Annotated in this window: 21 protein-coding genes and 1 pseudogene; 11 read left to right on the top strand and 11 right to left on the bottom strand. The window is 72.2% G+C overall.

The window, feature by feature from the left end; genetic code table 11:
* Nucleotides 1-5 precede the first annotated feature (5 nt).
* The 3 genes from AB8O64_RS04270 to AB8O64_RS04260 all read right to left on the bottom strand — a co-directional run bounded on the left by AB8O64_RS04270 (nucleotide 6) and on the right by AB8O64_RS04260 (nucleotide 2,210).
* Entirely contained in the window at nucleotides 6-665 is a 660-nt protein-coding gene (locus AB8O64_RS04270) for an NADPH-dependent F420 reductase (protein ID WP_370417928.1), read from the bottom strand.
* A gap of 107 nt (nucleotides 666-772) precedes the next feature.
* Nucleotides 773-1,852: a YihY/virulence factor BrkB family protein gene (locus tag AB8O64_RS04265; protein WP_370417927.1), complete on the bottom strand. Its 1,080-nt coding sequence runs from the start codon at nucleotides 1,850-1,852 to the stop codon at nucleotides 773-775.
* Between the two features lie 121 nt (nucleotides 1,853-1,973).
* The gene (locus AB8O64_RS04260) at nucleotides 1,974-2,210 is read right to left on the bottom strand and encodes a helix-turn-helix domain-containing protein (protein ID WP_370417926.1); all 237 of its coding nucleotides are present in this window, start codon (nucleotides 2,208-2,210) and stop codon (nucleotides 1,974-1,976) included.
* Between the two features lie 143 nt (nucleotides 2,211-2,353).
* On the opposite strand from AB8O64_RS04260, the gene AB8O64_RS04255 reads away from it, so the two are divergent.
* Both AB8O64_RS04255 and AB8O64_RS04250 read left to right on the top strand, forming a co-directional pair.
* Entirely contained in the window at nucleotides 2,354-2,974 is a 621-nt protein-coding gene (locus tag AB8O64_RS04255) for a TetR/AcrR family transcriptional regulator (protein WP_370417925.1), read from the top strand.
* Nucleotides 2,975-3,006: 32 nt separating this feature from the next.
* Nucleotides 3,007-3,828, top strand: coding sequence for an alpha/beta fold hydrolase (locus tag AB8O64_RS04250; RefSeq protein ID WP_370417924.1), 822 nt, complete (start codon nucleotides 3,007-3,009; stop codon nucleotides 3,826-3,828).
* A 26-nt stretch (nucleotides 3,829-3,854) separates the two neighbouring features.
* Here AB8O64_RS04250 and AB8O64_RS04245 read toward each other — a convergent pair whose 3' ends face one another.
* On the bottom strand, nucleotides 3,855-4,502 hold the full coding sequence (locus AB8O64_RS04245) for a class I SAM-dependent methyltransferase (RefSeq protein ID WP_370417923.1): 648 nt from the start codon (nucleotides 4,500-4,502) through the stop codon (nucleotides 3,855-3,857).
* Between the two features lie 198 nt (nucleotides 4,503-4,700).
* Here AB8O64_RS04245 and AB8O64_RS04240 point away from each other — a divergent pair, with 198 nt between their 5' ends.
* Nucleotides 4,701-5,378, top strand: coding sequence for a DUF4232 domain-containing protein (locus tag AB8O64_RS04240; protein WP_370417922.1), 678 nt, complete (start codon nucleotides 4,701-4,703; stop codon nucleotides 5,376-5,378).
* A gap of 70 nt (nucleotides 5,379-5,448) precedes the next feature.
* Here the strand turns inward: AB8O64_RS04240 and AB8O64_RS04235 are convergent, their stop codons facing one another.
* The 3 genes from AB8O64_RS04235 to AB8O64_RS04225 form a co-directional block, all read right to left on the bottom strand.
* Nucleotides 5,449-8,193, bottom strand: coding sequence for a BTAD domain-containing putative transcriptional regulator (locus AB8O64_RS04235; RefSeq protein ID WP_370417921.1), 2,745 nt, complete (start codon nucleotides 8,191-8,193; stop codon nucleotides 5,449-5,451).
* Between the two features lie 85 nt (nucleotides 8,194-8,278).
* A complete protein-coding gene (egtD, locus tag AB8O64_RS04230; protein ID WP_370417920.1) occupies nucleotides 8,279-9,268 on the bottom strand; it encodes an L-histidine N(alpha)-methyltransferase in 990 nt (329 codons plus the stop codon).
* Nucleotides 9,269-9,298: 30 nt separating this feature from the next.
* Nucleotides 9,299-10,138, bottom strand: coding sequence for a class I SAM-dependent methyltransferase (locus AB8O64_RS04225; RefSeq protein ID WP_370417919.1), 840 nt, complete (start codon nucleotides 10,136-10,138; stop codon nucleotides 9,299-9,301).
* Nucleotides 10,139-10,532: 394 nt separating this feature from the next.
* Between AB8O64_RS04225 and AB8O64_RS04220 the strand changes: the two genes are divergently transcribed.
* From AB8O64_RS04220 to AB8O64_RS04200, 5 genes and pseudogenes are all read left to right on the top strand, one after another.
* The gene (locus tag AB8O64_RS04220) at nucleotides 10,533-13,358 is read left to right on the top strand and encodes an AAA family ATPase (RefSeq protein WP_370417918.1); all 2,826 of its coding nucleotides are present in this window, start codon (nucleotides 10,533-10,535) and stop codon (nucleotides 13,356-13,358) included.
* A gap of 133 nt (nucleotides 13,359-13,491) precedes the next feature.
* A complete protein-coding gene (locus tag AB8O64_RS04215) occupies nucleotides 13,492-14,121 on the top strand; it encodes a hypothetical protein (RefSeq protein ID WP_370417917.1) in 630 nt (209 codons plus the stop codon).
* 140 nt (nucleotides 14,122-14,261) lie between these two features.
* Nucleotides 14,262-17,204 carry an aldehyde dehydrogenase family protein gene (locus tag AB8O64_RS04210; RefSeq protein WP_370417916.1) on the top strand — a complete coding sequence of 981 codons (2,943 nt, stop codon included), beginning with the start codon at nucleotides 14,262-14,264 and terminating at the stop codon, nucleotides 17,202-17,204.
* Between the two features lie 71 nt (nucleotides 17,205-17,275).
* Nucleotides 17,276-17,515: pseudogene (locus AB8O64_RS04205) on the top strand (acyl carrier protein); the annotation flags it as partial.
* 89 nt (nucleotides 17,516-17,604) lie between these two features.
* Nucleotides 17,605-19,347, top strand: coding sequence for a fatty acyl-AMP ligase (locus tag AB8O64_RS04200; protein WP_370417915.1), 1,743 nt, complete (start codon nucleotides 17,605-17,607; stop codon nucleotides 19,345-19,347).
* 12 nt (nucleotides 19,348-19,359) lie between these two features.
* On the opposite strand, the gene AB8O64_RS04195 is transcribed toward AB8O64_RS04200, so the two are convergent.
* Together AB8O64_RS04195 and AB8O64_RS04190 are read right to left on the bottom strand one after the other, a co-directional pair.
* Nucleotides 19,360-19,620 (bottom strand): hypothetical protein, encoded by a 261-nt coding sequence (locus AB8O64_RS04195; RefSeq protein ID WP_370417914.1) that lies wholly within the window; start codon nucleotides 19,618-19,620, stop codon nucleotides 19,360-19,362.
* Nucleotides 19,617-20,387: an alpha/beta fold hydrolase gene (locus tag AB8O64_RS04190; protein WP_370417913.1), complete on the bottom strand. Its 771-nt coding sequence runs from the start codon at nucleotides 20,385-20,387 to the stop codon at nucleotides 19,617-19,619. Before AB8O64_RS04190 ends, AB8O64_RS04195 begins: the two co-directional genes overlap by 4 nt.
* 194 nt (nucleotides 20,388-20,581) lie before the next feature.
* Between AB8O64_RS04190 and AB8O64_RS04185 the strand changes: the two genes are divergently transcribed.
* Nucleotides 20,582-21,988, top strand: coding sequence for an NAD(P)/FAD-dependent oxidoreductase (locus AB8O64_RS04185; protein WP_370423785.1), 1,407 nt, complete (start codon nucleotides 20,582-20,584; stop codon nucleotides 21,986-21,988).
* A 125-nt stretch (nucleotides 21,989-22,113) separates the two neighbouring features.
* On the top strand, nucleotides 22,114-22,794 hold the full coding sequence (locus AB8O64_RS04180; RefSeq protein ID WP_370417912.1) for a hypothetical protein: 681 nt from the start codon (nucleotides 22,114-22,116) through the stop codon (nucleotides 22,792-22,794).
* 41 nt (nucleotides 22,795-22,835) lie between these two features.
* Here AB8O64_RS04180 and AB8O64_RS04175 read toward each other — a convergent pair whose 3' ends face one another.
* Both AB8O64_RS04175 and AB8O64_RS04170 read right to left on the bottom strand, forming a co-directional pair.
* Nucleotides 22,836-23,894: a polyprenyl synthetase family protein gene (locus AB8O64_RS04175; RefSeq protein ID WP_370417911.1), complete on the bottom strand. Its 1,059-nt coding sequence runs from the start codon at nucleotides 23,892-23,894 to the stop codon at nucleotides 22,836-22,838.
* A gap of 47 nt (nucleotides 23,895-23,941) precedes the next feature.
* Complete coding sequence (locus AB8O64_RS04170) at nucleotides 23,942-24,988, bottom strand: tetratricopeptide repeat protein (RefSeq protein WP_370417910.1); 1,047 nt, start codon at nucleotides 24,986-24,988, stop codon at nucleotides 23,942-23,944.
* 446 nt (nucleotides 24,989-25,434) lie between these two features.
* Here AB8O64_RS04170 and AB8O64_RS04165 point away from each other — a divergent pair, with 446 nt between their 5' ends.
* Entirely contained in the window at nucleotides 25,435-26,142 is a 708-nt protein-coding gene (locus AB8O64_RS04165; RefSeq protein WP_370417909.1) for an SDR family NAD(P)-dependent oxidoreductase, read from the top strand.
* Nucleotides 26,143-26,398 lie beyond the last annotated feature (256 nt).

The raw sequence follows: 26,398 nt of genomic DNA, 5'->3' as shown, positions 1-26,398 counted from the left end.
TCCCGCTACGCCCGGAACGCCTCCGGTCGCTGCGGGGACGCCTCGGCGAGGGCCTTGCCGACCGCTTCCGTGCCGGCTCGCAGGCCGTAGACGGGTGTGTCGGGCTGCTGGCGCCAGGAGTCGTCGATGCCGCCGACGTCGACGGTGTCGAAGCCGAGCTCGTCGATGAGGTCGCGGACGGCCTTCTTGGCGGTCTCGTCATCGCCCGCCACCGGCACGGCGATCCGCTCGGGGTGGCCCTGGGGGCGGGGCCTGTCGAGGATGTCCTGCGCGTAGGTACCGTTGAACGCCTTGATGACGGGATGGCCGAGGTGCTGCTCGGTCCACCGGCTCTCCGTCAGACCGTCCTCGATGGCGGCGATCCGGCCGTCCCTCTGCTTGGGGTAGTAGTTGCCGGTGTCGATGACCACGACGTCTTCCGCGGCCTCGTCGAGCAGTCCGGACGGCAGGTCCGGTACGGCCTTGAGGGGCACGGTGACCACGACGAACGCCGCGCCGCGCGCCGCCTCGGCCGCGGTGACCGGGGTGGCACCGGTCTCCTCGGCGAGTGCGGTGAGGGTGTGCGGGCCGCGCGAGTTGGCGACGGAGACGTCATGGCCGAGAGCGGTGAGCCGTCGTGTGAGGTTGCCGCCGATGTTGCAGGCGCCGATGATGCCGATCTTCATGGGAGTCCTTCCGGAGGCCTGGCGACGGGGTGTCGTGCCTGCCTGCCCACAACCTCGTGTGCGTGGTGGCTATTCCGGCTCCCGGCCCTTCGGGTGTCGGGCGGACGTCAGCTGCCGCCCGCCTCCCTCCGGTCCTTCTCGCTCCACTTGCTGGTGTCCCGGGGCTCGACGTAGGGCTCCTCGTCCTGGGGGTGACCACCGATGATCGCGCGCTCACGGGACAGCTCCGCGTCGAACTCCAGGCCCAGCAGGATCGCCAGGTTGGTGATCCACAACCACACCAGGAAGACGATCACCCCGGCCAGGGTGCCGTACGTCTTGTTGTACGAGGCGAAGTTCGCCACGTACAGCGCGAATCCCGCCGAGGCGATCATCCAGATCACCAGGGCCAGGAAGCTGCCCGGGGTCACCCACGTGAAGCCTCGGCTCTTCGCGTTCGGCGCCGCCCAGTACAGGATCGCGACCATGACGGTGACCAGCAGGACCAGGACGGGCCACTTGGCGATCGACCACACCGTCACAGCGGTGTCACCGACCCCCAGGGCGGTGCCGGCCTGCCGGGCGAGGCCGCCGGTGAACACCACGATCAGCGCACTGGCGCAGGCCAGGACCACCAGCACCACCGTCAGGACCAGCCGCAGCGGGGTGAGCTTCCACACCGAGCGGCCTTCCGGCATGTCGTAGACGGCGTTGGAGCTGCGGATGAACGCCGCGACATACCCCGACGCGGACCACAGCGCGCCCAGCAGACCGACCACGGCCAGGACGGAACCGACGCCCCCGGCGCCCTGCAACTGTTCGACCGCGTCCGTCACGATGTCGCGGGCCGGGCCGGGCGTGAGCTTCTTGAGATTGTCCAGGATGCTCTTCGTCGCCGACTCGCCCGCCACCCCGAGCAGCGACACCAGCACCAGCAGGGCGGGGAAGAGGGCCAGCACCGCGTAGTAGGTCAGCGCCGCCGCCCGGTCCGCCAGCTCGTCGTCCTTGAACTCCGCCACCGTCCGCCGCAGCACCGCCCACCAGGACTTCTTGCCCAGAGCGGTCGGATCGTCGGGGGCCTTCCGCTCCACCTGCGGGTCCGGTCCCGCGCCCTGGCCCGGCTCGGCGCTCGTCCCGTCGTCCCCGGATGTGTCCCGGCCGTCCCGGGGCTGTGCGTTCCCACGCTTGTGCTGCCACATCGGTGCCATGCCCGTACGGGTAACCGCTCCATGTTCCCGCTAACCCCGACGGACGAGACGCTGCCGCACCGTCACCCACACGGCGCACACGGCCCACGGGGGTCACCCCGACGGGCCCTGCCGACGGCTGTCAGGCCGTCACCCCGGCCCGGATCCGGGCGGCGTCCAGTATGTCGGGAAGCGGGATGGACAGGGCGTCGGCCAGTTCGGCCAGTTCCTCCCGGGTGGGACGCACGGGTCCCTGGGCCCCGTCCTGGGCGAACGCACGGATGCGTGGGGTACGGATACCCGTTCGGTCGGCAAGGCATTGCGCGGTCAGTTGGCGCCGGCGCATGGCCTCTCGCAGGAGTCCTTCAAGGTCTGCCATTGCCCTCACCTGCCCCGCCCGGGCACCCTTACGCCCCCCCGGCGGCCGTTTCCGTCGGCCTTGACGTCAGTACTTGACCACGTCCGGGCACGGCCCTAAAACTTAGAAGTCTCTCTAAGTTTTTCCGAAGGGGGTGCGCGCGTATGACGGCCGAAGGGGGCCTGCGTGAGCAGCACAAGGCCCGGAGACGGATGCGGATCCTCGAAGCGACGCGCGAACTCCTGCGGGACGGACCGGATTCGGTGATCAGTGCCGAGCGGATCGCCGAGCGAGCGCAGGTCGCGCCGGCCACCGTGTACAACCTCATCGGACCGCGCGAGAAGATCTGGCAGGCGCTCGCCGCCGGGTTCATGGACGAACTCGAACGTCGCCTGGCGGTGCTGGGAGCCGATGACCCGCGGGAGGTCGTCAGGTCCACGGTCCGGCTGTTCGTGAGCGACCCGGTCGTGTCGCGTCGCATGGTGCGGGAGTGGGAGGACAGCGGCCTTGTGCTCGACCGCAGTCCGCTCACCCAGCTCCGGCAGGCGATGGCAGGCGCACGGACCCAGGGTTTCCTGCGCGCCGACATCGACACGGACGCGTTGGCCGCCGTGGTCGGTACCTCGTGTGTGGGTGCGCTGCACCAGTGGGTCGCCGCCCTGATCGACGACGACCGGTTCCTCGCGCGTGCGCTGTTCGCGCTCGACGTCGCGCTCGCCGCGGCGGCCGCGGATCCCCACCGCGACCGGCTGCTGGCGCCGCTGCGAACCCGAGGTGCGCCATGACGGCCGGCGCACTGCCGCGGACCCGTAGCTTCGTGGGCCGCGACGGGATCTGGCTCACGGCGGATGTGTGGGGCGAGGCGTCGTCGCCCCCTGTTGTCCTGCTGCACGGCGGCGGCCAGACGCGGCACGCCTGGCATCGGACCGGCCCTCGACTGGCCACGCTGGGGTGGCGGGTCGTCGCCCCGGACCTGCGTGGCCACGGCACCAGCCAATGGTCAGCCGACGGTGACTACGACCTCGGCCTGTTCGCCGAGGACGTCCGGGCTCTCGTCGCCGCACTCGGCGGCCGGCCGGTACTCATCGGTGCCTCGCTCGGAGGCCTGAGTGCGCTGCTCGCCGCCGGAGAGGCACCCAGGGCGGCGATCCGCGCTCTGGTGCTCGTCGACGTCGCCCATCGACCGGATCCCCACGGTGCCCGCCGCATCGTCGACTTCATGCGCCACCGGCCGGACGGCTTCGCCAGCCCCGGGGAAGCGGCCGCGACGGTCTCCGCCCACCTGCCGCATCGCCCACGTACGGACGACGCCGAGGGAATCCGCAAGAACCTGCGACGTCACGGCGATCGCTGGGTCTGGCACTGGGACCCCCGGTTGCTGGACAGCTTCGAGGGCCGGATGGACCCGCCCGGCATGGCGGAACGTCTCCTCGCCGCCGCGCGCCACGCCGACGTGCCGATCCTGCTCGTGCGCGGCGGCATCAGCGATGTCGTGCGTGAAGACATCGCCGAGCAGTTCTGCGACAGGGTTCCCCACGCGCGGCGCGTCGATGTGGCCGGCGCGGGACACATGGTGGCCGGCGACCGGAACGAGCACTTCATCGATGCGATCATCCCGTTCCTGGAAGGGGTCGGGTGAGCGTGGGGCGTGAGTCCTCCCTGCACCTAGGCTTTACGGGCGAGGAGGTGAACCTCCCGGAACTGCCGTCGGTCGGTGGGCTGAGGCTCGCGAACCATCCGGGCCACCTCGGCCAACCCGGTCTCGCGCAGCATCGCGGCAAGGTGATCAGGCGACCATCGATAGGCCGGCGCGACGGTGTGATCGAAGACCTGCGTCGGGTGGGACGGATCGTCGGTGGCCGAAAAGCCGATCAGGAGATGGCCGCCGGGTGCCAGCACGCGGTGGAACTCCGTCAGGATGGCGGGGAGTTCTCGCGGTGGGGTGTGGATGATGGACCAACGGGAGAGTACGCCGCCCAGCACGCCGTCAGCGATGTTCAAGGCAGCCATGGAACCCACGTCGAACCGCAGGTCCGGATAGGCCTGCCGGGCCGACGCGATCATCGTGGGAGACGCATCGACACCACACGCCGCCAGCCCCAGCTCGTCCAGATGAGCGGTGATATGGCCGGGCCCGCACCCCAGGTCCGCGACCCGACCGTCCCCATGCGCACGGACGACCTCGGCGAAGGCGCCCAGGATCGCGCGGTCCAGGGGGCTGTCGCGCAGCGTGTCGCGGAACAGCTGCGCGTAGGTGTGTGCAACAGCGTCGTAGGCGTCGCGGGTGGTACTGAAGGCATCGTGTTCGACCATGCTGACGACAATAGTTCCTGGCGCTCGAGGCGAGCCGGGTGAGGGACCGCCCGCGACCGGCGGGCAGGACGTTAGTGGGAGGTTAGTACCGAAGCAGCAGGACGTGAGTGGTGGGCCCGAGACTCATGAATGTCGGCAGGCCGGGATCGGCTGCCGCAGGACGGACGTTGGCCGCACTATCACCACGAGGGAATGACCATGCGTAAATTCCGCAACCGCACCACCGGCCTCGCCGCCGTCACCACCGCCGTGCTCGCCCTGTCGCTCACCGCCTGCGGTGAGGACAACTCCGGCGTGAAGTCCTCGGGTCCGGCGGCCGACAGCGCCGCATCGGCCCCCGCCCCGGCGCAGGCCGAGAAGAACACCGACACCGCCAAGGGTGCCGCCAACGGGAAGAACGCCAGCACCGCACAGGGCGCCGGCGCCGCGAAGGGATCCACCGGACAGGCGGCCGCGAACACGCCCGTCTGCACCACGAAGAACGTCGCCATCAGCGCCGCCTACCAGGGCGGACCGCCCTACACGCACATCGTCCTGACGGCGAAGAACACCTCGGGGCACAGCTGCAAGCTGACCGGCTACCCGGAGATCGAGTTCCTCGAGAGCCACCGGGAGAACGTGCCGCCGGTCGCCAAGAGCAAGCCCGCCACCCCCGTCGTGCTCACCGCGGGCGCCCCCGCATACGCGCTGGTCAAGCTGTCGGACGGCGGGCGCACCGAGAACACCGAGCCCGTGACGGCCTTCTCCGTCACGCTTCAGGGCGGTGGCGGTATGACCGCGGTGAAGGCTCCCGGCGGCGGCATCGCCGTCGACCCGGCGAAGTGGGCCACCGGCTACTGGACGCCCGAGCTGCGCAACGGCGCGGACGACTTCTGAGCCGTCGAAGCTGCTTGACTCGTACCGGTGGAGGCGGCGGCCGGGACGTTCCTTCCGTCCCGCACCCGCCCTACCGGTTCGCCAGCGCCGACAGGACGACGCGCGCTTCGGTCTCGCCCTCCTCGTACGCGCTGGCCTGCGCCTCCCGGATAGCGTCGTCGAGCTGGCGTACGGCTTCCCCCGTGCGGCCCGTGGCGGCGAGCGCCCTGCCGTACAGGGTGCGCAGCACGATGCGCCGGGGGGCCGCGAGCGGGGGAGCGGCGAGGGCCAGACCGCGCAGGGCGTGGTCGGCGGCCTCCTGAGGGGCGCCGATGGCGAGGAAAAGGTGCGTGAGGTGGAGATGGGCGAGGGTGACGGTCTCGGTGAGACCGGCACCTTCGGCCAGGGCGAGGGCCCGGTTCAACAGATCCCGGGGCCGCTCCTGCTCGCCGTGCCGGATGAGTTCGACGCCCAGATTGATCAGGGCCGTGGCTTCCCCGGCCGTGTCGCCCACCCGGGCGGCGAGGGCGGGGGCGTGCTCCAGCTGGGCCAGGGCCTCCTCGGACCTGCCCTCCTCGGACAGCACCCAGCCCAGCAGTGCCCGCGCCCGGGACTGGGCCCGGGGATCGTCGTCGAGTTCCGCGGAGGCCAGACCCTGTTCGAGCAGCGGCACCCAGCCGTCGTGGACCTGCCACAGGATCAGGGGCCACTGGAGGATGACCAGACGCCAGGCACGGTCGTGCATTCCCGCCGCGGCGGCGGCCTCGACCGCGCCGCGCAACGTGTCCCGCTCGGTCGAATACCAGACGAGGGCGTCCTCCCGGCCCGTGAACGTCCGGACGGCGGCGGAGTGCCTCGCCCCGGGAGGAAGGGCGCAGCACGGCTCGCTGCCGGGCTCCGCGGCGGCGCACGCCGCGAGAAGGGTGTGCAGCCGGTGGTCGAGCAGCCGGAGCAGTGCGTCGGGGTCGTGCCCCGGTGCGAGGGAGCGGGCGTAGAGCCGTACGAGATCGTGCAGGACGTAGGAGCGTGGTCCGGTCTCGACGACCAAGTGGGCGGCGGCCAGCTGGTCCAGCGCGACGGTCGCCCGGCCGGGCGGGCAGTCGGCCAGTGCGGCGGCTGTGCCGGTGTCGAGGGTGGCACCGGTGTGCGGCCCGAGCCGGTGGAACATCTCCCGCGCCGGTTCGGGGAGGTGGTGGACGGTGAGGCCGAGAGCGGCGGAGACACCGGTGTCCTCGACATTCAGCAGGTCCAGCCTGCTGTGCTCGTCGGCGAGTTCACCGGCGAAGGCGGTCAGCCCGCCGTGCGGTCGGGTGGCGAGCCGGGCAGCTGCGACGCGCAGGGCGAGCGGCAGACCGTCGCACAGCTCGGCGAGCCGTGTCGCGGCCTCGGGCTCGGCCGCGACCAGGTCCGGGCCCAGCACGGCGGAGAGCAGCGCGGCGGAGCGGTCCGGCGGAAGCTCGGTGAGCGGGACGGGGCGGGCGGCGTCCGAGGCCACGAGCCCGCCGAGCCGGTCGCGGCTGGTGACGAGCGTGACGCAGTCCTCCCCGCCGGGCAGCAGCGGGCGGATCTGCTCGGAGCCGCGGGCGTTGTCCAGGACGATCAGCAGTCTGCGTCCGGAGGTCAGCTCGCGGTAGCGGGCCCCCATGGCGTCGGGCGAACCGGGCATCCGCTCGGCCGGGACGCCGAGCGCGAGCAGGAACTCACGGAGCACGGCGGTGGTGTCGCGGGCCGGTACGGCGCTGTAGCCGTGGAGGTCGACGAAGAGCCGGCCGTCGGGGAAGTCCGCGCGGTGGTGGTGTGCCCAGTGCACGGCCAGGGCGGTCTTCCCGACCCCGGCGCTGCCCGTGATCACAGCGATGGGGCCGGAGCCGGCTGCCGTGGCGCGGTCGAGCGCGGCCAGTTCGTCCTCGCGCCCCGTGAAGCCTCCGGGGCGTCGCGGCAACAGCTGCGGCACGGCGACGGTGTGGTGCGGTGCGGCGGGGGCCGGTGCGGGCGTTTCCCGCGGCTCCGGCGACTCCTGTGCCCTGGGCGTCTCCCGCGGCTCGGCGGCGGGGATCCGGGCCGGCGACGTTCCGGCCGGCGCCGGTGCGGCGGAGGGTTGTGGTGCGTCGGCCCTCAGGAGAGCGGCGTACGCGTCGGTGAGTGCCGCCCCGGGATCGATGCCGAGCTGATCGGCGAGCAGCCGGCGGGTGCGGTGGAACCAGTCCAGCGCCTCCGACCGCCGGCCCGCCCTGCCCAGGGCCAGCATCAATACCGCGATCAGCGATTCCCGCAACGGGTTCGCGATGGCCTCGGTGTGCAGCACGGCCGCCGCCGTGCCGTGCTCGCCGAGCCGCCCGTGGGCGTCCGCCAGCTCCTCCACGGCGGTCAGCCGCAGCTCCTGCAGCATGTGCGCGGAGGTCTCCAGCAGCGTGCTGTACACGGTCCCGGCGAGCGCGGGACCCTGCCACAGTGCGAGTGCCTCCCGGAGCATCGACACGGCGTCACCCGGATCGCGCTGCCCCCGGGCGAGCTGGAGCAATTCCTCGAACCGGTGGGCGTCCACCAGCGACTCGGGCAGTCGCAGGAGATAGGCCCGCCCCTGGGTGACGAGCTCGACGCCGTACGCGGGTGCCCCGTGTTCGGCGAGCAGGGCCCGCAGCCGGGAGACATGGCCCTGCAGGACGGTCCGGGAGTGCCGGGGTGGTTCCTCGCCCCACAGCGCCTCGGTCAGCCGGTCGACACCGACGGCCGTATTGGGGCGCAGCAGCAGCATGGCCAGCAGGCTGCGGCGCATGGCGGGACCGAGCGGGATCTGTTCCCCGCCGTCCGTCAGCGCGGAGACCGCTCCCAGCACGCGGAACTCCATATACCGGCCCACCCCCTGTCCCATCCGTTCGCGGCCCCTGTGGCCGAGGATACGTGGGGCCACTTCGGGCGCATCAGGGTGGTTCCGGACCTTCGGCGACCGAGGCGAGTGACACGGCGTAGCGGTGTGCGCTGTCGGTCCACCAGCGGTCCAGCCGCAGGCCCGCCGCCTCCAGCTCGGAACGTACCCCTTCCTGGCAGAACTTGGTCGATATCCCCACATACAGCCGCTCTCCGGCCGCGAAGGACACGACGCGGTCCAGCGCGGCAAGGGTGACGGTGTGGGAACGGCGGGCCCGCAGCGCGTTCTCGATACGCCGTCGGCGCGGATTCCAGGTGACGTCGTGGTCGAAGTCGCCGAGGCGGAAGTTCGCGCCGAGCTTCCGGTTGAGGACCGTCAGGCCGTTCTTGGCGAAGGCGGCGGTCACCCCCGCGCGGTCGTCGTAGGCGGCGGTCAGGACTGCCTCGTCCTTGACCAGGTCGGTGCCCAGGAGCAGCCCGTCGCCCGGCCGCAGCTGGGCCCGCAACGTCGCCAGCAGGCTGCGCCCCTCGTCGGGCCGGAAGTTCCCGTAGGTGGCGCCGAAGAGGGTGAGCAGGACCGGGGCGCCCCCGGGGTTCAGGCCCAGGGGCGTGGTGGTGAAGTCGGCGACGCGCGGGTGGATGGCGAGCCGTGGGTAGTCGGCGCGCAGGGCCCGCTCGGTACCGCGCAGAGCGGCGTCACTGATGTCGACGGGCACGTACTGCTCCAGGCAGCCCTCCGCGCAGAGGGTGTCGAGGAGCAGCCGGGTCTTGCGGCCGGAGCCCGCGCCGAGGTCCACCAGGGTGCGGGCGCGCGTCCGGGCCGCGATGCCGGCCCCGTGACGGGCCACGATCTCCCATTCGGCCTCGTCGAGGTAGTACTCGGGCTGCTGGGCTATGGCGGTGTAGAGCTCGCTGCCGCGGGCGTCGTAGAGCCATTTGGTGGCAAGGCGCTTGGGGGTGCCGGTCAGTGCGCGCAGCATCTCGCGGTGCTCGTTGGCGACTGCCGTGTCGCGGGCCGCGGTGCTGCTGGCAGGCAGGGTCATGCTGTCTCCCGTACGAGGACCGGGGCACCGTCAGGCGGTGTGCGCCCAGATCAGCCAGTGGTATCCGGAGTCGGAGGTGTCCGCCCTGGCGGGCACCGGCGGCATCCACGCCGCCGGCGGATTGCCCGGCCGGGGGCGCGCCAGGTCCTTGACCGTCCAGGTACGGCCCGCCCAGCCCGTCGCCGCGAGCCGGTCCACGGGGTCGGTCCAGCCACTGGCCCACAGCACCCCCAGCTCGTCGAGGCTCGCCAGGACCGGGGCGTAGTGCGCCGCGGTGAAGACATCGGGATGGATGTGGTCGCACCACAGCCGGCTGCCGGGGGCCGACAGGCCCCGTACGGTGCGCAGCAGGGTGTCGCAGGCTTCGGCGTCCAGGTAGGGGAGCAGCCCTTCGACGACCCACAGCGTCCGGGCCCGGGGGTCGAATCCGGAGTCCTCGAGCCGCTGCCTCCAGTCCCCGCTCAGGTCGGCGGCGACCTCGACCCGGCGGCAGCGCGGGCGCGGGGAGAGTCCGGCCTGGTCCAGGCGTTGACGCCTGGCTTCCAGAAGAGCGGGGAGATCGACCTCCATGTAGAGGAGATCAGTGGGCAGTTCCAGCCTGAAGACCCGGGATTCGAGGCCCGCGGCCAGCGAGACCACCTGCCGGATGCCGTCCTCGGCGGCCATCCGGACCGCCTCGTCCCCCAGCCGTGCCCGGACGGAGACGACGGGCGGCGAGTACCCGAGCACGGACACCACGACGTCCTGCCACTGCCGGCGTTCCGCGTCGGTGCACAGCGTCAGCGGATCCTCCAGGATGCGGTCCGCGCGCACGGACTCCAGCTCCCTGGCAGCCGCGGTCCACCCCGCGGTCGAACTGATGGTTTGCACAAGGCTCCTTGAGGGTGAGGAAGGGGTTTCCCGGGCCGGCCGACGGCGGTGCCACCCGCGCGGGCGCGGACACCAAGCGGCGCGTCGGCCGCCGGTGGTCCGTCCCGGGGTGGGGCGTGCCGCGGAGACGAACCCGCGGGAATACCGCCCTACGACGCCGGGCCGAGCCGGCGACGAGCGTCCCCGAGACACGGTCATCCTTCCTGCGGCGCCGGGCACCCACCATCGTGGGCGACCACGAGATCACGCGGCGAAAGCCCGCTCCCCGTGCTGCCGACCCCTCACGACTGCCCGGCCGCCGCCCCGTCGGGAACGCTCGAAGAAAAGACATACTTGGTGACATGTAGTCACCCGCCACCTGCACGCCACCCCATGACCGTCCAGGAGCTCTCCCATGACCGTCACATCACTCCAGGGCCACCTCCACGAGCACCCCGGCGCGCTGTGGGAACGCGCGGAACCCCTGGCCCGGGGCCGGGCGTTGCTCGACCGGGCCCGGGCGGGCGCCGGCGGACTGCTGGTGATCCGTGGCGCCACGGGCTCCGGCCGCACCGCCGTGCTGCAGACACTCGCCCGGGACGCGGCACACAGGGGGACGACGGCGCTTTGTGCCAGGTGTTCCGATCAGGAGTCGGACGCCGCCTTCGGCGTGGTCCTGCAGATGTTCGACGCCGTCCTCCAGGGGAGGAACGCCGTGCCGTGGGTGGCGGACGACACGCGTTGGGACGGCTCGTTGTACGCGGCGGATCTGCCGTCGCGGCTGTGGAGCGCTCTCCGTTCGCACACCGCGCGGGCCCCGGTCCTCCTCGCCGTGGACGACATCCACCTGGCCGACGCCTCCTCGCGGCGCTGGCTCGCGCAGGTGGCCAGACGGCTGGACCGATTGCCGGTCCTGCTGGCGGTGACGGAACGATGCCAGTACGACCTCGTCCTGCCGAGGCCCGCCTTCACCGACCACTGCGGCAGACCGGCGGACGCGCACTGCGTGCTCGGCCCCCTCGGGCCGGCGGCCTCCGCGGACGTGGTGCGGAGCGTGCTCGGCAAGGACGTACCACAGCCCCTCCTGGACGACTGCGTCCAGGCCGGCGGCGGCAACCCGCTGCTGTTGCACGCCCTGCTCGCCGACCTCCACGAGCCGGCCGCCGACGAGTCGGTCCCGCTCCGCCTCCCCGAACGCTGCGCCCCGCTCCACCACGGGGCCCTCAACGGAGCGGTGAACCGCTGGCTGCACAGCGCGGACGCCGGGACACGGACCGCCGCCCGTGTCCTCGCCGAGCTCCAGGAAGAGGAGGACGTCCTCACCCTTCTGCCCCGGGTCGCCGGATCCGATCCGTCCCGGACCGGCGGCTGGATCGATGAACTCACCCGTCAGGGCCTGCTGCGGCCTGCCTCGCCGGACGGTCGCCCGGCCTTCGCCCACCCCCTCCTGCGCGAAGCCGTGCGGAACACCGTGGACCGGCAGCAGCGGACCGACATCCACCGCCGCACGGCCGAACTCCTGCACAGCCGCGGAGACCGGGACGACGCGGTGGCGCGCCATCTGCTGGCCGTGCCCGCGGTGGGAGAACCCTGGGCCGTCGACGCGCTGCTGGCCGCCGCCGCGCGGGCGGTCCGCGCCGCCCGGACCGCCGAGGCCATCGCCTGCCTGCGGCGGGTACTCGAAGAGCCGCTGTCCGTCCGCCGCCGGGGTGAGGCACTGACCGAACTCGGCTGTCTGGAAGCACAGGACGAGCGCCCCTGCGGCGTACGCCACTTCGCGGAGGCGCTGCGCCTGCAACGGCACGTCGCCGGGAAGGTGCGCGCCGCCGCCTCACTCGGCGCGGCCCTGGTGGCCCGGGGCGAGGTCCATACGGCCCTCGACGTGCTCGGCGACCTGGCCGATGAGTTCACCGGCTCCGCGGACCTGGCGCACGCGGTCCAGGCGGCGACCGCCCTGGTCGCCTCGCACGACGGGGACAGCTGGCTGCGCGTGGTGGCGGAGCTTCGACGCATCGGGGCACAGGCCCCCGAAAGGCTCGCCCCGACCGCGCAGGCCCTGCTGACCGAATACGGAGCCACAGCCGGACACCTGTCGGCGGCCGAGGTCATGGGACGGGCCAGGGTCCTGATGACGGTGCCCCTGGACCCACTCCTCGAACCGTATCTGCTGGCGTCGACCGCGACGTTGGCACAATGGGCGGACGCGTTACCGGAGGCCGAGGGGTGGGTGGCCCGCGGGCTGGCCGCCCACCGGCTGCCGAAGCTGCACCCCGGCCGGCAGAGCCTGCTCAGTGTCCACGCGGAGACCCTGGTGATGCGCGGCCGGTACCGCGCACTGCTCGCCGACACATCACTGTGGGGCACCCGCACCGGATGGCAGACCGGGACCCTCTCGGACAACGCCCACCTCAACGCCCAGGCACTCATCGCCCTGACCGAGACCGGCCGGCTGACCGAAGCCGGCCGCCTCGCCGACGCCGTCACCGCGCGCGGGACGAACGGCTCCTGGGAATGGAGCGAATTCCTCTACGCCCGGGGCATGCTGCGCCTCGCGTCCGGCGACCCCGGCAGTGCCCTGGCCGACTTCCTGGAGTGCGGCAGCCGCCAGTCCGCCCGGCACGTGGTGAGCCCGGTCGTCACCCCGTGGCGCTCGGCCGCCGCCGATTGCCACCTGGCGCTGAGGTCCCCGGAGCACGCCGTCCCCCTTGCCACGGAGGAACACCGACTGGCCCTCATCTGGGGGACACCCCGCACCGTCGGACGCGCGCTGCGCGCCCTGGCCGCGGCACTCGGCGGGCGGCACGGCCTGGAACTGGCCCAGCAGGCGGTGACGGTGCTACGGAACGCGGCCGAGCCCCTCCCCGAACTGATCCCCGCGCTTCTCTCGCTCGGAACGGCGTACCACCACTGCGGACAGCGGCTGCAGGCCCGCGAGGTGCTGCGCGAGGCCGCCCGCCGTGCCGAACGCACGGAAGCGGTCCGCCTGCGGCCGGCCGCGCAGGAGGCCCTGCGCGGCTGCGGAGCACGGCCGCGACGGCCCCGGCACACCGGCAGCGTGGCTCTCACCCCCAGCGAGCACCGGGTCGCGCTGCTGGTCGTGGCCGGCCACAGCAACAGCGAGATCGCCGCACTGCTGCACGTGGCCGTGCGCACCGTGGAGACCCACCTGACCCACGCCTACCGCAAGCTCGGCATCCGAGGCCGCGCGGATCTGGCCGCCGCTCTCAAGGCATCTCCATGAGGACACCGGCTCCGCGATCGTGTGGCTGTGGCCGGACATGCCGTCACTCGTTCGTCCACCGGCGCGGTGCACCGCCACAGGCCCGGGGTGAGGATGGTGCGACGTGGCTACAGCCGTCAGGAACGGAGAGTTCATGCGCCGGACGCGAACCGTGGCGCTGGGCGTGGTGGCGGTGATGCTCCCCGTGATCACCGTGAGCGCGTACGCCTATGCCCCCACCGTGCTCAAGGTGACCTCCCTTGCCGGGGAGTGTGTCTATGTCTCGAAGGCGCCCGGGGTGACGTTCGAGGCGCGGACCCCGGGGAAGGACGCCACGTGGCCGGCGGTGGCGTTCACGGGGCGGTCGGGGCTGCTCAACCTCAAAGCCGACCCGGCCGCTGTGGTCGCCGACCCGGCTTCCCTGGCCAAGGCGATCGATATGCGCTTCCTCACCAAGGGAGCATTCGTCCTCAAGAACGCGCAGGGCAAAACGGTCGAGGTCCTCGACCCCGAAGCCACGCTCCCGACGGGCGGTGCCAGCGCTGTGGTGAAGTCCGCGGCCGACCCGGCGGGGGCCCGCATTCCCACCTTCGCCTACGCCGCGCCGCCCACGCTCGAGCCGAAACTTTCCCTCACGCCGCTGAAGGCGACCGTGCGGCTGCTGAATCTTGACGTGAACGTCACCCCCGAGTTCGCGAAGGTGCTCAACGACACCTTCGGCGCCGGCACCGTCAAGGAGGGCGACGCCTTCGGCGTGTGCACCGGGGAGCTCACCACCGGTTAGCCGGCGCCCGTGGAGCGCGCCCCGCGGGCGCCGCCACGGCACTCCCGGCGCGTCGCACCGGCGTTCACGAGCCGACAGGCATGAGTATGCCGATGGCGGCCGAGGCCGAAGCTCCCTCGGCTGAACGTGAGGTGACGAGCATGACCATCTCGGAAGACCACCCGTCCCCGTCCGTCGCACGGCCGGCCGCGCTCGTTCACGACTTCCCCTCGTTCGTCGCGGGAGAAGCGGTCCGCAACGAGGACGCCTGGACCTACTCCGTCCGGGCCACAGCACTCGTCGACGACCCGCTGGGTGCCACCGCGTACAAGAAGTCCCTGGACCGGGGAACGATGTCCGTCGCGGAGCACCCGGACGTGGTCCTCGGCCGCTGCGCCCTGGCACGCCCGGAACTGATGGAGGAGGCCCTGCGCGCGGCGGCGCGGGCCGTCCCCGCCTGGGCGCGGGTGCCGTTCGAGCAACGGATGAAGTTCGCCGAACTCTTCAGGGCGGGCGTCAAGGACCACGCCGCACAGGTGGTCGAGCTCCTGGTCGGGGAGGGCCACCCCCTGCGGCTCGCCAGGTCCGAGATCTCGAGCGTGCTGACGTTCTTCGGGCCGGAGACCACACGCTGGTGCGCGCAACAGATGCGGACCGAGGTGTCCGCGGGTGGCCGCCGGCTGATGCTCCGGCGCCGGCCCGACGGTGTGGTCTGTGTCCAGCCGCCCCTGAACACCCCCCTGGTCGGGGTCGCCGCCGCGCTTCAGGCAGCGATGGCCGGCAACTCTTTGGTGGTGCGCCTGTCCCGGCAGGCACCGCTGGCGGCCATGTACCTGTTGCGACACGTGGCGGCTCCCGCGCTCACGGCAGTGGGAGCACCACCGGGGACGCTCTCCGCCCTGTGCGCGGACCCGGACACGACACTCAGGACGTGGCTGGCGAGCCCGCTGGTCGACGACATCCTCTACTTCGGCGACAGCACACGGGGACTGCGCCTGCAGCAGGACTGTCTGGCGCGGGGCAAGAAGCCGGTGCTGGAGCTGGCGGGCAACGACATGGTCGTGATCTGGAAGGACGCCGACCTCGCTCCGGCAGTCGAGGCGCTGACCGAGTCCTTCCACGCGTCCGGGCAGATCTGCTGCGCGCCCAACATCGCCCTCGCGCACCCCGAGGTGGCGGACGAACTCCTGGACCGGCTCCAAGCAGCCGTCCGCGACCTGCGCCCGGGCCGTCCCGAGGACCCGGACGTCGTCCTCGTGCCCACACCCCACAGCGCCGGCTACGACGCGGCACTGGCCGACGCGCGTGAGCACGGCGCGCGCGTGCTCGCCGGCGGACGGCACTTGGACGTCCACGGCGAGGAATGCGACACCGGAGTCTTCCTGGAACCCGCCCTGGTGCGGGTGGACGGCATCCGGCGGGCGAACCGCCTGCGCGCCGTCCGGCACGAGACGTTCTTCCCCCTGATGACCGTGGTGGTGCCCGACCCGGGCGAAGACCGGCCTCTCCTGGAGAACATCCTGACGTTCGTCCGTGCCAACGCCTACGGGCTGCGCTGTTCGCTGTGGACGCGCGACGGTCATGTGGCCGAGCAGTTCCTGGAACGGACCACGTCGTACGGACAGCTGCGCGTCAACGACTCCCACCTCGCCGCGATTCCCTACCTGCCCCCGCACGGCGGCACCGGGCTCAGCGGTGGCGCTTTCGGGGAAGCGAACTACCCCATGCTGCGCACCAGCCATCTGCAGGCGGTCTCGGTGGCCGACGGTGTCCGGCCACGTCAGGCCCTCTGTGAAATCTTCGACCGGGAGATCGGACCCGGCAGCGTCACGGCGGGCCCCGAGCCGGTGGCGCGGGCGAAGCGGGCGCACCCTGCCGGGTGGCCGCCCGCCGATCTGCCGACAGGACTTCCGGCCCCCTTCACCGACCGGTTCCACCAGGACCCCCACCCGACCCTGCGGTGGCTGCGCGAGAACCGGCCCGTGAGCCACATCGTCACCCCCGACGGCCCCGGCTGGCTGCTGACCCGGTACGAGGACGTCCGCCGGGCCCACAAGGACCCGCGGGTGAGCTGCGACAGCAAGCGCACACCGGCCGGCATCCTGTGGGGTGGCGCATGGCCCAGCGAGCTCCGCGAGCGGTTGTTCACCCACCTCCTGGACACCGACGAACCACGCCACGGTGAGCTGCGGCGCCTGATGGCCCCCCTGTTCACCCCGCACCGGCAGGACCGATGGCTCGCACGGATCACCGACATCGTCAACGCACGCGTCGACCGGATGGCACCCCGCGGGCACGCCGACCTGATGGCCGAGGTCGCCTACCCGCTCGGGGCACAAGTCCTCTTCGCCGTCCTCGGTGCCCCGGTCCCCGACCTGCCCCAACTGCGCGCCCTGACCTGGCGACTGGTCGACTGGAACACCACCGTCCCCTACTTCCGGGCCCTGGCCTACCAGGCGGACGAGATGACGCGCGCCATCCTGTCCGACAAGCGCCGACGCCCGGGTGACGACCTGCTGTCACTGCTGGTGCGCGCCTGCGACGAGGAACGTCTCATCACCGAGGACGAACTGCGGGGCATGTTCCTGCTGATGCTGGTCGCGGGGCAGGACCCCAGCATCAACGGCGTCGGCAACAGCATGCACACCCTGCTGACCCACCCCGAACAGGCCGACCTCCTGCGCACCGACCCCACCCTGATCACGACGGCCACGGACGAGCTCCTGCGGTTCGACAGCCCCCTCACCTTCACCAGCTGGCGCGGCACGCTGGAACCCGTCGAATTCAGCGGCGTCACCGTCCCCGCCGACGCGTCGCTGATCGTCTCCCTCGGCTCGGCCAACCGGGACGCGTCCCACTTCCACCGGCCCGACGAACTCGACCTGCGACGCACCCCCAACCCCCACCTGGCCTACGGCCACGGCACCCACTACTGCCTCGGGGCCCGGATCGGCCGCCTCACCGCCGAAACAGCCATCGGCATCCTGCTGCGCCGCTTCCCCGACCTGCGCCTCGACGGGCCCGTGCGCTGGCGACCCGGCCCGTTCGAGCGCGGCCTGGAAAGCCTGCCCGTGACGTGGAACCCCGCCGACGTCCAGCCGTGAACCCCGCCGGAACCCCCGACCGCGGGAAGAACCCCGAGGTGACACACCATGACGAGCACGGAGTAATCAAGGTGACACGTTCTTCGACGACCAGGGAAGAGATCGTGCGGACCCTGAGCGAAATCCTGCGGGACGTCACCGACATCCCGGGCGAGCGGGTCGACGAGGACAAGGCCTTCATCGCCGACCTGGAGCTCGACTCACTGCGCATGGTGCAGATCGTGGTGGCGGCCGAGGACCGGTTCGGCGTCACCATCAGCGAGGAAAAGGCATGGGAACTGCGGACGGTCGCGGACGCCGTCAGCTGGATCCAGGACGCCCTGGAGTCCGGGGCCACGCACGAAGGACACCGCTCCCGCGCGACCGGCCCGGCGATGTCGCTCACGAACGGGGACGACCGATGAACAGCTTCGCGCACTGCCTGCGGGAGCAGGCGCGCCGGTACGCGGACACCCGCTGGTTCGCCTTCGTCGAGAGCCGACGGGGCAGCGCGGAGGAAACAGGCCGCCTGACCTACGCGGGACTGGAACAACGGGCCCGTGACATCGCAGCCCGGCTGGCCGGCGCGGACGCGACCGACCAGCCCGTCCTGCTGCTCTACCCGGCCGGACTGGAATTCCTCAGTGCCTTCTTCGGCTGCCTCTTCGCCCGGGCCATCGCCGTTCCCGCGCCGCTGCCGGCCACGGACCCGCGGGCGCTGGAGCGCGCGGAGGCCATCATCCGGGACAGGGGAATCCGGCTGATCCTCACCGACCGGGCCAACCAGGACGCGCTCCGCCAATGGCTGCGCGGCACCGACCTGCACGCCACCGTGAGCTGCCTGGCCACCGACACGTCCCCACCACCCGCCGCACCCCGCACGGCGCTGCCGGAGGTGACCCCACAGACCACCGCCTACCTGCAGTACACCTCGGGCTCCACCGGCGAACCGCGCGGCGTCGCCGTCTCCCACGCCAACCTGCTCCACAACTCACAACAGATCCACACCGTCATCGGCTCACCGAAGTCCGGCACCGGCGCCGGATGGCTGCCCCATTACCACGACATGGGCCTGGTCGGGCAACTGCTCCAGCCGCTGTACGCGGGCGGGAACATGGTCTTCACCTCACCGATCACGTTCGTCTCCCGCCCCGCCGTATGGCTGCAGATGATCAGCCGGTACCGGGCGGCCTTCACGTTCGGTCCCGACTTCGCCTACGCATGGCTGGTGCGCACCGTACGGGACGAAGACCTGCGAACGCTCGACATCTCCTGCTTGGAATGGGCACTCAACGGTGCGGAAACCGTCCGAGCCTCCACCCTGCGCACGACCGTGGAACGGCTCGGCCCCATCGGGTTCCGCCCCCAGGCATGGGCGCCCGCGTACGGCATGGCCGAATCCACCCTGCTGATCACCGGCAGCCACCGGGGCGCCGGCCCACGCACCCGTCATGTCGACGCCACCGCCCTGGCCCAGCACCGCGCGGTGAGCGTCCCGGACGGCACCGGCACCGAACTGGTCTCCAGCGGCCGGCCCGTCGACGTGGATCTGCGCATCGTCGACCCCCGGACCACCACGCCCCTCCCCGAGGGACACGTCGGTGAGATCTGGGTGGCCGGCCGCAGCGTCGCCCAGGGCTATCGGGGACACGAGCAGGCCACCCGTGACACCTTCCACGCCCACCTCACCGATGGCACCGGCCCGTTCCTGCGCACCGGCGACCTCGGCTTTCTGCTCGAAGGCGAGCTCTACGTCACCGGCCGCCTCAAAGAGCTCGTCATCGTCAACGGCCGCAACCTCTACCCCCAGGACATCGAGGAGGCGGGCCGCAATGCGCACCCCGCCGCGGGCGCCGGTGCCGCCTTCGGCGTGGACACCGGCCGGGAACACATCGTCCTCGTCCAGGAGGTGCACGAGAACAAGCTCGACGGTCTGACCCACCGGGAACTCGCCGGGCTCATCAAACAGGCCGTGAGGAGCACGACGGGCACCCCGTCCAGCCTCGTCCTCGTGCCACGCAACACCGTGCACCGGACCACCAGCGGGAAAATCCAGCGCACGCGGATGCGCGAGACCTTCCTGGCCCGCTTCCTCCGCCCCCTGCACACCGACGTCCATCCTGACATCAGCGCCTACCTCGAAAGCGTCCCCGCACGGCAGTAGGCACACACCACGCTACGCGTCGCCCGCGAGGTCGTTGGCTCGGCGGACGACGTGCCAGCACGCGGAGCACAGGTCGAGCCAACGTGCCCCGGCCGTCGTGGAGTTGACAATGACGGCGCAACGGGCCGGGCTTCCGCAGCCGAGGCAGGGGTGGTTCTCGTTGCGCGCGCGGTGGTCGAGGTCCGCTTCGCTCGCGTCGGCGCGGGCGGCGGCGAGCAGGGTCGGCTCGGCGGCGATGAGGTGAAGGAGCCCGGCGGCGGCCGTGGCGTTCATCGCTTCGCGAGTGCCGTCGCCGTGGCGTGCGCGAACGCCTGGGGGTTGTCCAGCATGATGTTGTGGCCGCAGTCCGGGACGGGGACCACGGACACCCCGGCCGCGGCGAGCGCGTCCGCGCCCGGCAGCGGGCCGTCTGCCTCGGGCAGCAGATAGGTGCGGGGTATCCCCAGACCCAGGAGGAGTTCGCGCATGGTGGGAACCGTCCCGCGTATGAGCTGCGCGGCGCTGCGGTGCAGGGCTTCCCGGCCGGCCAGGCGCATGGTGGACCACCAGTGCGCCCCGACCCTGTCACGGATCTCCTGCCACCCGTCCGTCAGGAACTCCTGCTCCGAGTAGGCGGCGATGCCACTGCTGCCGCCGGAGCCGGGGGTGCGCGGCAAGGGGTCGAGGTTGGCGTCCACCAGGACCAACCGGGAGACCAGTCGGGGGTGCCGGGCGGCCAGGACGATGGCCACCGAACCGCCCATGCTGTGCGCGATCAGCTCCGCGCCGTCGACGCCCGCGGCCGTCAGAGCCGTGGCGAGGGCATCGGCATGTGACTCCAGGCTGTAGTCGAAGCCCGTCGGCCGGTCGCTGATGCCGTGGCCCAAGAGGTCGATCAACAGCGAACGGTGGCCGGCCAGGGCGGGATGCACCGCGACCTCGGCGAAGTAGGGCGCCGACGTCGCACCCAGACCGTGCACGTAGACACGGGTCGGTTCCCGGCCCGGTAGCTCGACCCACCGGATCTCGTCGTCGTCAGCCGTCACCGTGGCGCTCCGCACAGCCTGCCCCCTGCAAGTGAACTTCGATCGGATTACGAGGGTAGTCACGGAGCAGTGGCGGACCGTGCCGGGGGCCCGTTCGCCTCGGACTTCGAAGTGCGAAATCATCTGACAGCCGTTCCGATCGGGTGTCGGAGCGGCGGTCGGTACGAGAGCGGACACGAGGAGCCCCAGTGGAAGCGCAGAGCACGCCCTTGACGAGTGACATCCCTGAGCGCACCTCACCCTCGGCGCGCCATGCCGTCGTCATCGGGGGGAGCATGGCCGGGTTACTCGCGGCCCATGTACTCGCCTCCCACGCCGACACCGTGACCATCGTCGAGCGCGACCGGTTCCCCGACGGCCCCGAACACCGTTCGGGCCTGCCGCAGGACCGGCACACCCATGTGCTGTTGGAGAGTGGCCAGCGGGCCCTGGAGGCGTTGCTGCCCGGGATCCTGGACACGATGCGCGAGGAGGGATCCCCCCGCGTCGGCATGCCCAGTGACGTCGTGCAGTGGCAGGGAGGCCGATGGTTCCGCCGTACCGCCGCCACCACGCACATCCTCACCGGCTCCCGGCCGTTGACCGACTGGGTCGTACGCCGGCGCGTCCTGAGCAACCCCCGGGTCACGACCCTCCAGGGCATGGAGGTGACGGGGCTGCTCGGCGACGCGAGGCGCGTACGAGGTGTCCGGCTGCGCGAACGCGGGGCCGCGGCCCTGCGGCAGGACGTTCGTACCCTCAAGGCCGACCTCGTCCTGGACGCCACGGGCCGCTCGTCCCACGCCCCCGTGTGGCTGGCCGCGATCGGCGCCGAACCGCCGCACGAGGAGTTGCTCGAAACCGGGCTCGCCTACTCCACGCGGTTCTACCGGGCACGCGACGACGACGCGAACGCGGACTTCCGGGGCATCTACGTCGTCCCGAACCCCACCCAGCCGCGTGGCGGCATTCTGCTGCCCATGGAGGGCGGCCGCTGGTCCGTCATCCTCTCCGGACTCCGCGGCTGCGAACCGCCCACCGACGAGGCGGGGTTCCTCGCCTTCGCCGCCGAGCTTCCCCACCCCGTCCTCCACGACTGGTTGCTGGAGGCCGAGCCGGAATCCGCCATCCACGGCTTCCGCAAGACCGCCAACCTCCGCCGCCGCTACGACCGGCCGGGCCGCCGTCCGGCGGGTTTCCTGGCCACGGGGGAGGCCTTGTGCGCCTTCAATCCCGTCTACGGTCAGGGTCTGTCCGTCTCGGCGTTCAGCGCCGTCGCCTTGCGGGACGCCCTCGACGACCCCCGTCGGACACCGACGACCGGCTCCGTGCAGAAGGCCCTGTTCGCCGCGGCGCAACAGGCGTGGGACGTCTCCGCCGGGGCCGACAAGAACATGCCGGGAGCCAGGGGCAATGCCCTGCGCCCGCGCGCGGTCGACCGGCCCGCCGACTGGTACCTGAACCGCGTCCAGGACCGCGCCTGCGGCAACCCGGAGATCGGCGCCGCGTTCCGGGGCGTGCTGTCCCTGACCGAGCCGGTCACGTCCCTCTTCAAACCGTCCATCGCCAAGGCCGTCCTCTTCGGCCCGCAGCCGGAGGCGCCGTCGGAGCCGCCCCTGCGGCGGGAGACCAGGTGAGCCCGCGGGCGCCTCGGTAATCGCGTCCCCGCCGACAGGCCGCAGCTCGCAGACAGATGGAACTGAGTAGCGGAGTGAGTACGAACACTCAAGCCGCCGCCGGGCGGGCGCCGCATGCTGGGGTCATGATCACGTCTTCGCCCGTCAGCCCGCCGCCGTATCCGCCCGGCCCCGCCCACCTGCCGTACGCCCCCGCCGCACCGGCGCGCAATCGCCGGGCGGCGGTGGCCGGGGTCGTCGCGGTGCTGGTTCTCGCGCTGGTGTGCGGGCTCGCCGTGACGTGGTTCATGACGAGGGAGGACGGCGGCCCGCTGGCCGGCCGGCCACGGGTGAAGGACGGTGCGGCAGGCATCTCGTACGCGATCCCGGAGGGCTGGGAGCGCAACGACAAGGGCGGCCTGATCAATGCCTTCACCTCATCGGTGGCCATGAAGAGCACGGCCTCCGACACCCGGACCGGCGACGAGGGAGGAGGCCGCACCGTGCTCGCCGGTCGGGCGGGCGGCATACCGCAGTCCTCCCTGCGGCCCCAGACCGAGCGCGCCGCCCGGTCCAACGCGGAGTTCTTCTACCCGGAGGGGCGGTCGACGATCGAGGAGTCCCGGGCGACGACGGTGAGCGACCGCCCCGCGCACACCGTGGTGCTGAAGGTGAACGACCGTCAGGGACACACGTCCCATCTCCGCATGACCCTCATCTCGGTGGACGACAGCCGCTCGGCCTTCCTCCTCGGCATCACCCAGCCGGCCGGCCCGACCGAGCGGCGGGAAGTCGACTCGGTGCTGGAGAGCGCCTCCTTGTTGTAACCCTTATCAGCAGCGGATTTCCGGTCACCTGGTGCTCGACCTCACAACCGACGGTCTATCAGGAACTCCGAAAGCGCCCGGAGTTCCTCCACCGTGCGCGGTACGAGCGGCACGCTGTCGAGGCAGTCGTGCGCGGCCGCCACATGGCGTCGGGCCTCCGCCAAGGTGAAGGCCCGGCCCCCGGCCTCCTCGACGAGCCCGGCAGCGCAGTACGCGTCCGCGGCGTCCAGAGGGGCATCGGAGTCGAGCAGCAGCGCCAGCCGGTGGCCCGCCGCGGAGTCCGAGGCGAGGGCCGCGAGGACGGGCAGTGTCTTCTTCTTGCGGTGCAGATCGCTGTGGACGGGCTTGCCAGTGGACTCCGGGTCGCCCCAGATCCCCAGCAGGTCGTCGACGGCCTGGAACGCGGCGCCCAGCTGCCGGCCCGCCTCCGCGAGCGCCGCCGACAGCAGCGGCGAGGCGCCGGCCAGCACGGGGCCCACCGTCATGGCGCAACCGAGCAGCGAACCCGTCTTGCGCAGGGCCATCGCCCGGTAGGCGGGTATGTCCACCGCTTGCGGACCCGTCCACGGCCGGTTCTCGAAGAGGAGGTCGTCGGCCTGGCCGTGCACCAACTCTCGCAGCGCGCAGGACAGATGACGTACGGCCTCGGCCCCCCTGTCGCCCCCGGCCCCGGCCAGGGTCTCGACCGCGAGGGCGAACAGGGCGTCCCCGGCCAGCACCGCGGGCCCCGTACCGAACGCCTTCCACGCGCTGTCCCGGTGCCGGCGCCGCTCGTCGCCGTCCATGATGTCGTCGTGGACCAGCGAGAAGGTGTGCACCAGCTCGACGGCCACCGCGCCCGCGACGGCGGCCTCGCTGGGCGCGCCCACGGCCTCGGCACCGAGGACGGCCAGGGCCTGGCGGACGCCCTTGCCACCGCCGTTCCCCGCGTCGGCGCCTGGCAGACCGTCGGCGTCGCACCACCCGAGGGAGAACGACGCCATCCGCCGCGGCCAGGGATGCAGGGTCCGCACGGCCGCTCTCAGCGCCGGTTCGACCAGTTCCCGGCAGCGGTCCAGGACGGGCGGCGGGGGTGCCTGAAGGCCGGTGGGAGACGTCATGGGTTTCTCTCTTCGTTCGGGGAGCGTGCGGGGCGTGGTGGCCGGGGTCAGCCGGCGGGCACCGCCCCGGCGGTCACGATTCCCAGTTCGGTCCGCGCCTTGTCGACCATGTCCCGGGCGTGCAGCAGCCCGATCCGGCCGAGAGTGACGTGCAGCTCGTCGAGGTCGGCGGCGGTCTCGGCGAGGTCCCGCCCCAGACGGGCGCGTGACTTGACCAGGCCGAGCCGGGAGAGCGCCTCGCCCCGGGGCTCGCCCATGGCCCGGAACTCCTCCAGGGCGCCGCTGTAGCACGCGCGGGCCTCCTCGTAACGGGCGGCGCGGAAGAGGACGTTGCCGCGCATCTTGTGGTTGTACGCCAACGCACTGGCCAGCCGCATCTCCCGGCAGGTGCCCTCCGCCTCGGAGAGCAGCTCCAGCGCCCGCTCGGTGTCGCCCCGCAGGGACAGCACGTCGGCTATGCCGCGCAGGGCCCAGGCGCGGCCGCGCGCGTCCTCCGCTTTCCCGGCTATCTCCGCCGCCTCCTCGAAGAGCGCGAGGGCGGTGTCGTACGAGCCGGTGTTGCGGTGCATCTGCGCGATGCCCTCCAGCGCCCACACCGTGTGCCGGGCCTCGCCGCGCCGTCTGGCCTCGGCGAGCAGCTTCTCGTGCAGCTCACCGACCGCCTCGTAGTCGCCCTGGATCCGTCCGGTCTCGGCCAGCCCGGCGAGCGAGTAGCCACGGGCGACGATGTCCCCACCGCGCTCGGCGAGTTCGGCGGCGGTGGCCAGCCAGCGCCGGGCCAGGGCGAGGTCACCCCGCTGCCGGGCCAGGGTGCCGCCGCTCCACACCGCCCAGGCCATCGCCCCCTCGTCCTCGGCCTGCCGCGCGGCCCGGTAGCTCGCCTTCCAGGCCCGTTCGGCCTCCTCCACCCGGCCCAGACGCCGGCTCGCCTCGGCGACGGCGAGCCCCGCGTGCGCCGACTCCAGCGCACTGCCCGAGAGTTCGGCCCGCCGCCGCTGTTCCAGCGCCTGCTCCAGAACGTCCTCGAGGGAGGAGTTCACCGAGAGCGCGCCGAGGGCACCGCGGTATTCCGGTGCGAATGCCTTGCCGTACATGCATGCCTCACTTCACGACCGATCGGCGGGCATGGCGTCGCACCACCGATGATCAAGAAACTAGGCCCTCGCCCAGGCATCTGGAATCCACCCGTGAGGCGGCTTTCCGTACATCTGCAGACCGGCTCGCGAGGCCGAGGTCATCCCGAAGTTGTACGGGACAGACACCGTGGGCCGACGGGCCGGAGACCGCGCCGGACGGAAAACCTGCGGTGCCCTGGCCGGAAACGATCGGGGCCACGCCTCCACGCGACGTAGTCACCGGAGGTGGGACGGTCGGCGCCTTCCTCGATGCCCATGACCTCAACTCTTCATACGAGTCCCGGAGCCGGGTGCGGGCGCCGGCCTGGGAGCATGAGGCGACCGCTGAAAAGTCCTCTCTTCACCCTGCCCGCGCTCCGACGGCATCCGTCGGAGCGCTTCGCGACGCGGAAGAACGGATCGCCATGCTGCTGGAGAACAAGGTCGCCGTGATCTACGGGGCGGGCGGTCGGGTCGGCCGCGCCGTGGCCCGTACCTTCGCCCGCGAGGGAGCCGAGGTCTTCCTGGCCGGCCGTACGCGCGCCGCGCTCGACGCCGTCGCCGACGAGATCCGTACCGCGGGCGGCACGGCCCTGACGACGCGCCTCGACGCCCGCGACGAGCAGGACGTCAACGCCTTCGTCGACGGGGTGGCCGGGCGGGCCGGGCGCATCGACATCTCGTTCAACCTCATCGGTTACGACATCACCCCGACGCTCCCGACGCCGCCGGCAGACCGCCCCGCGCGGGAGTTCGCGCGACCGGCCCCCACGGCCGCCACGTGGAGCCACTTCCTGACCACCGGCGCGGTGGCGCGGCACATGGCCGTGCGCGGGTCCGGGGCGATCCTGGCGTTGGGCGGCCCGGTCCCCGGCCCGGCCGCCGGACCGGGCGGCTTCGACGTCGCCCTGGACGCCCTGGAGGGGCTGCGCCGCCAGTGGGCCTCCCAGTTGGGCCGGTACGGCATCCGCGTCGTCACGCTCAAGGCGGCCGCCGGGGGGACGCCGGAGCCGGTCCGCACGGCGACGCCGGCCGACATCGCCGCCGCCGCGGCCCTCGTGGCGTCGGACCGCGCCCGCGTGCCGGCCTCCGCCACCGTGAACGTCTCCCGCGGCGCGCTGGTGGGCTTCTAGGGCCTTTCCGTGTGCACCCGGTGCGTTCCGCACCGGATATGGAACCGGCCCCTTCCATTCCATTCGCCGGGCATTGCCGCCGAACGGCCCTACCGCTCCGGAATCATTGGTGGAAGCGTTGCGCACCGTGAACCCCTCGGTTACGCTCCCCATCGCTCACCGAATTGCCCGCGCGTCCTCCCTTCTGCACCCTCTCGCGGCGAAGGAAGAAGGTCGGCCATGCCCGTGTGCCCGCTCCCGAAGTGTGCGTACCGGA

It is taken from the genome of Streptomyces sp. QH1-20 (assembly GCF_041283565.1).
Taxonomy (GTDB): domain Bacteria; phylum Actinomycetota; class Actinomycetes; order Streptomycetales; family Streptomycetaceae; genus Streptomyces; species Streptomyces syringius.
This window is presented reverse-complemented; position numbering and strand designations above follow the sequence as displayed.

Coding starts and splice junctions, on each gene's coding strand:
- AB8O64_RS04170 (WP_370417910.1), bottom strand. CDS start 24,988: ATGTACGGCAAGGCATTCGCACCGGAATACCGCGGTGCCCTCGGCGCG.
- AB8O64_RS04240 (WP_370417922.1), top strand. CDS start 4,701: ATGCGTAAATTCCGCAACCGCACCACCGGCCTCGCCGCCGTCACCACC.
- AB8O64_RS04270 (WP_370417928.1), bottom strand. CDS start 665: ATGAAGATCGGCATCATCGGCGCCTGCAACATCGGCGGCAACCTCACA.
- AB8O64_RS04210 (WP_370417916.1), top strand. CDS start 14,262: ATGACCATCTCGGAAGACCACCCGTCCCCGTCCGTCGCACGGCCGGCC.
- AB8O64_RS04220 (WP_370417918.1), top strand. CDS start 10,533: ATGACCGTCACATCACTCCAGGGCCACCTCCACGAGCACCCCGGCGCG.
- AB8O64_RS04180 (WP_370417912.1), top strand. CDS start 22,114: ATGATCACGTCTTCGCCCGTCAGCCCGCCGCCGTATCCGCCCGGCCCC.
- AB8O64_RS04255 (WP_370417925.1), top strand. CDS start 2,354: ATGACGGCCGAAGGGGGCCTGCGTGAGCAGCACAAGGCCCGGAGACGG.
- egtD (WP_370417920.1), bottom strand. CDS start 9,268: ATGACCCTGCCTGCCAGCAGCACCGCGGCCCGCGACACGGCAGTCGCC.
- AB8O64_RS04260 (WP_370417926.1), bottom strand. CDS start 2,210: ATGGCAGACCTTGAAGGACTCCTGCGAGAGGCCATGCGCCGGCGCCAA.
- AB8O64_RS04165 (WP_370417909.1), top strand. CDS start 25,435: ATGCTGCTGGAGAACAAGGTCGCCGTGATCTACGGGGCGGGCGGTCGG.
- AB8O64_RS04265 (WP_370417927.1), bottom strand. CDS start 1,852: ATGGCACCGATGTGGCAGCACAAGCGTGGGAACGCACAGCCCCGGGAC.
- AB8O64_RS04200 (WP_370417915.1), top strand. CDS start 17,605: ATGAACAGCTTCGCGCACTGCCTGCGGGAGCAGGCGCGCCGGTACGCG.
- AB8O64_RS04195 (WP_370417914.1), bottom strand. CDS start 19,620: ATGAACGCCACGGCCGCCGCCGGGCTCCTTCACCTCATCGCCGCCGAG.
- AB8O64_RS04215 (WP_370417917.1), top strand. CDS start 13,492: ATGCGCCGGACGCGAACCGTGGCGCTGGGCGTGGTGGCGGTGATGCTC.
- AB8O64_RS04175 (WP_370417911.1), bottom strand. CDS start 23,894: ATGACGTCTCCCACCGGCCTTCAGGCACCCCCGCCGCCCGTCCTGGAC.
- AB8O64_RS04245 (WP_370417923.1), bottom strand. CDS start 4,502: ATGGTCGAACACGATGCCTTCAGTACCACCCGCGACGCCTACGACGCT.